This is a genomic window from Enterorhabdus sp. P55 (assembly GCF_009911695.1).
Lineage (GTDB): Bacteria > Actinomycetota > Coriobacteriia > Coriobacteriales > Eggerthellaceae > Enterorhabdus.
On sequence record NZ_QWKK01000130.1, the window covers coordinates 1 to 5,300 of the forward strand.

Sequence of the window (5,300 nt, forward strand, 5' to 3'; positions counted from 1 at the left end):
GCCGAGGGGGGGGGCGGGACCCGTGGGGCGGGACGAAGAGGCGGGACCCATGGGGCGGCCGGCCGGCCAAGGGCCCCGAGGCGGAGCAGCCCCTCCGGCGGGCGCGAGCCCGAGGCGGGCGGGACGGGAGCCGACCAAGACGGCGAGGCCCGTGGAGAGGGAGCGGGCCGAAGGGACGAGGGGGGGGCGAGGGCCGAAGGGGCGGGGCCGGCCGCCGGGACGCCCCCCCCTCGGAGGCTAGGCGACCGCGCCGCCCGCGATGTTCGCGGCGGCCAAGTCGACGGCCTGCAGGTTCAGGGAGACGAAGGCCGGCTTGACGCAGGCTCCGATGGCCGCGCGCAAGTCGTCGAGCGTGAGGGGCACGCAGCCCGTTGCCAGGGCTGACGCCAGCAGCACCGTGTTAAGCGCGCGGCGGTTGCCAAGCTGATCGAGCACGGCGGCGTCGTCCACCACGACGAGGCTCGCAGCGGGGGCGGGGGCACCCGCCGCAGCGGCGCCTGCGAAGGCGGCCCGAAGGGCGGCCAGCACGTCGGCGGCGCGGTAGGCCGTGCCCGCGAGCGCGGCCGTCACCGGCTGCACGGCGGAAGACGCGGTGACCAGCGTGCCGCCAGGCGCCAGGAAGGGCAGCGCGCGGGCCGCCTCGCCAGGCTCGAAGGCGATGACGAGGTCAGCCGAGGCGCAGGTCACGAGCGGGGCGCTCACCGGCTCTCCCCCATCGCCCATGCGCACATGGGACGTGACCGACCCGCCGCGCTGGGCCATGCCGATGGTCTCGGCGGTGCGTACCTGCCAGCCCTTGGACTGGGCCGCCTGGGCCAGCACCTTCGCGGCCAGCACCGTGCCCTGGCCGCCCACCCCGCAGAGAAGCACGTTAATCACGGGAGCCTCCTCTCGTCACCGCAGGCGACTCTTCCGCACCGCCGCTCCCCTGCTCGCCGCCGGGGGCATCGCCCAGCACGCCGGCGGACTCCGCCTCGGTCACGTCGCCGGCCGCCGCCGGCTGCGGCACCAGGGCGCCGTCAAGAACGAGCGCGTCGAACGGGCAGACCTGCGCGCACAGGCCGCAGCCGGTGCACAGGCCGGCGTCCACGAACGCCTGGCCCCGGGTGCCGCTCTTGGGGCCCTCCGCGTCGGGCGCGAAACCGATGCCCGGACAGCCGATCTCGGTGATGCACTTCTTGCAGCCGGTGCAGCGCGCGGCATCGACCGTCAGGGCCGGCGCCGGCTTGGCCAGCTGGATGCAGGGCGAGCGGAAGATGACGGCGGAAGGGCCGTCGAAGTCGATGGCCTCGGCCGCGGCGGCCTGGGCCGCGGCGCGGTCGAGCGGGTCGGCCACCGTCACGCATCCCACGCCGAGGGCCCGCAAGACGCCCTCGATGTCGATGGGCTCGCGGCGCGGGCCCATGAGCGTGACGCCCGTGCCGGGGTGGGGCTGCGAGCCGGTCATGGCCGTGGTGGCGTTGTCGAGCACCGCCACGGTGATGTCATGGCCGTTGTAGACGGCATTGGCGATGCCGGTGAGGGCGCTCGCGAAGAAGGTGGAGTCGCCGACGAAGGCAACGGCCTTCTTTTCCGGGTCGGCCACGGAGAAGCCCTGGGCCATGGTGATGCCGGCGCCCATGCACAAGCACGTGTCCACGGCATCGAGGGGCGCGGCGTTGCCGAGCGTGTAGCAGCCGATGTCGCCGCAGAGCACGGCGGGACGCCGGCCGAGGGCGCGCTTGACAGCGTAGAAGCTGCCCCGATGCGGGCAGCCGGCGCAGAGCACCGGGGGGCGCACCGGCAGCGGTCCGTCGTAGGCAGGCGCGCCGACCGGAGCCAGCGCGGCCTCCACCAGGGCCGCCAGGGACGAAGCGGGGAACGCGCCGTGGGCGGCAGCGTCTTCGCGCGCCAGCTCGTAGGCGGCGGCCAGCTCCTCCATGGCGCCGAAGCGCTCAGCGGCGGACGCGCTGGCGCGGGCCGCGCGCTCGTCGAAGATGCGCGCCAGGCGTCGGGCGATATCCTCGACGTCGTTCTCGCCGCGGTCGCGTGCGTCGCCGGTCAGACGGCCGCGCACACGCCAGGCGGCGTGGTCTTCGCCGGCCAGGCGCAGCAGCTCCTCCTCGAGCACCGAGTCCAGCTCCTCGAAGACGACGATCTCGTCAACGCCCTCCGCGAAGGAGCGGGCCGCCCCATCCGGGAACGGGTAGGGCGTGCCCACCTGCATGAGCCGCCACGGGGGCATCGCCACGTCGGCGCGCTCGGCCTCCCGGGCGATGAGCGCCAGCGCCTCTCGCGCATAGGCAGCCGACACGCCACCAGCCACGATGCCCAGACGCGGGGCCGGAGCCGCCGGGTCGCCGGAAGCGCCGCCCTCGGTCACGGGGTTGAACACGGCGAGGGTCGGGTCGGCGGCGAAATCGACGGCCATGGCGCGCAGCCGCTCGTTGATCTCGCCGTGGGCCTCCCACGCGCGCTTGGGGAAGATGACCCAACGCGGGTCCTTCTGAAAGCCACCCTCAGGCACGGGGCGCGCCTCGGTCTCGTCCGCCACGTCGAAGAACGTTGAGGCGTGGCAGATGCGCGTGGTGGGCCGCACGATGACCGGCGTGCTATAGCGCTCGGACAGGTCGAACGCGGCCTGCATCATGGCGAACCCCTGCTCAGGCGTGGCCGGGTCGAGTACCGGCACCTTGGCAAAGGCCCCGAAGCGGCGCGTGTCCTGCTCGGTCTGGGACGATATGGGACCGGGGTCATCCGCCACGAACAGCACCGTGCCGCCGCGCACGCCCACGTAGTTGAGGCTGAGCAGCGCGTCGCTCGCCACGTTCAGGCCCACCATCTTGCAGGTGAACAGCGTGCGTGCGCCGCAGTAGGCCGCACCCGCCAGCACCTCGAGAGCCGCCTTCTCGTTGGTAGACCATTCCACGTGCACGCCGTGGGCGGCGCCCTGGGCGTGGCACCTGGCCACCGTCTCCACCAGCTCGGAGGAGGGCGTGCCCGGATAGCCAGCCACCACGCGCACCCCGGCCTCCAGGGCCGCGTGGGCGAACGCCTCGTTTCCCATCAGCAGCTGTTTCATGTGACTCCTGTTCTCCCGCTCTTCCTCGATTCGCCAAGGCGGCGGGGCCGCCGGCCTATTGCACGGGACGGGCTGCGGCATCACGGCCCGCCCTCCCTCCTAGCAAGGCGCAGCACCCCGCCAGAGGGCGCGTCGGGCCAAAGTGCACAGTTTTTTCGACTTTGCGACAGGGCCTCGGGCCCTCGCCGCGAGCTGATGGCCAAAACCCCAGGTCAGCTTTGATCCACCCGATACGGCGCATGCGACAAAAGCTGTTTTTCGGAGAAACCGGAGCTTTTTTCGGGCCCGTTTGTCGCAAACTCGAAAAAACTGTGCGCTTTCGGCCGCGCGGGGCGAAACTACGCCTCGGCCATCTCGCGCTTGAGGTCGATGACCTTCTGGCGCAGGGCCTCGTCGCCCGCTCCCATGATCTGCACCGCCAGGATGGCCGCGTTCTTGGCGCCGTTGATGGCCACGCAGGCCACCGGCACGCCCGAGGGCATCTGCACCATGGACAGCAGGGAGTCCAGGCCGCCCAGGTCGCTCGTCTTCATGGGCACGGCGATCACCGGCAGCGGCGTGTAGGCCGCCACCACGCCGCCCAGGTGCGCGGCCTTGCCCGCTGCAGCCACGATGACGCGCATGCCGCGCTCGTGCGCGCCGGATGCCCAGTCATGCACCTCGGCCGGCTTGCGATGGGCGCTGGCCACCTTCACCTCGTAGGGAATGCCCCATGCGTCCAGCTGCTCCGTGCACGGCTCCATGGCCGGCATGTCCGACTTCGACCCCATGATGATGCCGACCAGCGGCGTTTCCTGCGTCATGGCTCCTCCTCGCCGTCGTGTTCCGCCTGCGCCGGCCGCGCGGAGCGGTCGGAAGGCGCTCGCCCGCAATCACGCGCCCGCACGTGCGGGCGCGTCCCGCAAGCGTTTCGTCATCCCGCTATTCTAGCCCACCAACCCCCGTCGCCCCCGCCCGCATCGGCCACAGAGCATCCGCCTCTTCGTGAGCGACTAGTTTTATCGACTGTAATCGATAAAAACTCAAATACGCTGCTTTTGTCGTTTTTTCCGAGGTCGGCACCGCCTACTCAGTCGATAGCATCGTGAACATGCTCAAGCAGGAGAAGCGAGCCCTCTCGAACGACACGGTGTACAACTACCTCCAGGCAGCCGAGGACGCGCTGCTCATCAGCCGCGTGAAGCGCTACGACATCAAGAGGAAGGCCCTGTTGCGCGGCAGCGAGAAGGTGTACGTCACCGACATCGGGCTGCGCGAGGCGCTGCTGGGAACCAACGCCAGCCGCGTCGATCTTGTCTTGGAGAACCTCGTGTTCAACGAGCTGCGCCGCCGCGGGTACGCCGTCCACGTCGGGAGGATGGGCAGCCGTGAGATAGACTTCGTGGCCGAGCGCGAGGGCGAGCGCCTGTACATCCAGGTCGCGTACCTCTTGGAGCTCGAGTCCACGCGCGAACGCGCGTTCTCGGCATTCAACGGCATCCCCGATGGGTTCCCCCGCCTGGTCGTCAGCGCCGACACGGCCCACTGGTCGCGCGACGGCTGCCGCCACTGGAACATCATCGACTTTCTCCTCGCCGACGCCTGGTAGGAAGGCGAGGACGGCACGGTGGCAGAGAGGCTGGCGAACGGGGGCCGCAGCGGATGGCAAGGCAGGTGCGGTTTCGAATATGAAAAAGGCCCCCTTGCGGAGGCCTTCTTGAAAGTGGTGGTCGGAGGGGGACTTGAACCCTCGGCACGCGGATTTTCAGTCCGCTGCTCTACCAACTGAGCTACCCGACCGGATGCGCCGGAACCGTGGCGTCAAGGCGCCGGTTCCTGAAGCGGATATACATTCTATAGGTGCGCACGCCGAAGCGCAAGGACAAATTGCGGAAAATACCGGCGAGACGACGAGGGGCGCGGCCGGCTCCACCCGGGGGCGCCTGCAGCCGCACGCACGCCGGATTCCGTCAACTCGCCCCGCTCCCGCAGGGCGCGCCCGCAGCCGGAGAGACTGCGGGCGACGCGCGGGAGGGAAGGCGCGGCCCCGCCCCGCCTACAGGGCCTCGACAGCCTCGGCAGCCAAGGCGAGCAGGCGGGCGTAGAAATCGTCGTCGACGCGAGCCGCGTACTCGGCGGCTCGGCCGAACCAGGGCCGGGCGTGCTCGGCGGCAAAGCGGGCGAGCAGCCGCTGGGCGGCGGCCGCCCGCCCCTCGGCATCGGCCCCCGGGGCCTCGCCGGCCCCCGGGGTCTCGGCCGC

General features: G+C 71.3%; 5 protein-coding genes and 1 tRNA gene. 1 reads left to right on the forward strand and 5 read right to left on the reverse strand.

Features of this window, described 5'->3' with window-relative positions; translation table 11 throughout:
- Window positions 1-237: 237 nt before the first annotated feature.
- The 3 genes from D1643_RS09590 to purE all read right to left on the reverse strand — a co-directional run bounded on the left by D1643_RS09590 (window position 238) and on the right by purE (window position 3,864).
- On the reverse strand, window positions 238-879 hold the full coding sequence (locus D1643_RS09590; protein ID WP_160710411.1) for a 2-oxoacid:acceptor oxidoreductase family protein: 642 nt from the start codon (window positions 877-879) through the stop codon (window positions 238-240).
- Entirely contained in the window at window positions 872-3,061 is a 2,190-nt protein-coding gene (locus D1643_RS09595; RefSeq protein ID WP_160710412.1) for a thiamine pyrophosphate-dependent enzyme, read from the reverse strand. The genes D1643_RS09590 and D1643_RS09595 overlap by 8 nt, the downstream gene beginning before the upstream one ends.
- Before the next feature lie 338 nt (window positions 3,062-3,399).
- Window positions 3,400-3,864, reverse strand: coding sequence for a 5-(carboxyamino)imidazole ribonucleotide mutase (gene purE, locus D1643_RS09600; protein WP_160710413.1), 465 nt, complete (start codon window positions 3,862-3,864; stop codon window positions 3,400-3,402).
- Between the two features lie 287 nt (window positions 3,865-4,151).
- Here purE and D1643_RS09605 point away from each other — a divergent pair, with 287 nt between their 5' ends.
- Entirely contained in the window at window positions 4,152-4,649 is a 498-nt protein-coding gene (locus D1643_RS09605) for a DUF4143 domain-containing protein (RefSeq protein WP_160710414.1), read from the forward strand.
- A 115-nt stretch (window positions 4,650-4,764) separates the two neighbouring features.
- Here the strand turns inward: D1643_RS09605 and D1643_RS09610 are convergent.
- Together D1643_RS09610 and D1643_RS09615 are read right to left on the reverse strand one after the other, a co-directional pair.
- A tRNA-Phe gene (locus tag D1643_RS09610) sits at window positions 4,765-4,840 on the reverse strand.
- A gap of 256 nt (window positions 4,841-5,096) precedes the next feature.
- Window positions 5,097-5,300, reverse strand: a 204-nt coding sequence (locus tag D1643_RS09615; RefSeq protein WP_160710415.1) for a hypothetical protein, incomplete at its 5' end; no start/stop codon positions are given.

Bases quoted from the DNA above. Each gene is read 5' to 3' on its own strand.
- D1643_RS09595 (WP_160710412.1), bottom strand. From the start codon at position 3,061: ATGAAACAGCTGCTGATGGGAAACGAGGCGTTCGCCCACGCGGCCCTG.
- purE (WP_160710413.1), bottom strand. From the start codon at position 3,864: ATGACGCAGGAAACGCCGCTGGTCGGCATCATCATGGGGTCGAAGTCG.
- D1643_RS09605 (WP_160710414.1), top strand. From the start codon at position 4,152: ATGCTCAAGCAGGAGAAGCGAGCCCTCTCGAACGACACGGTGTACAAC.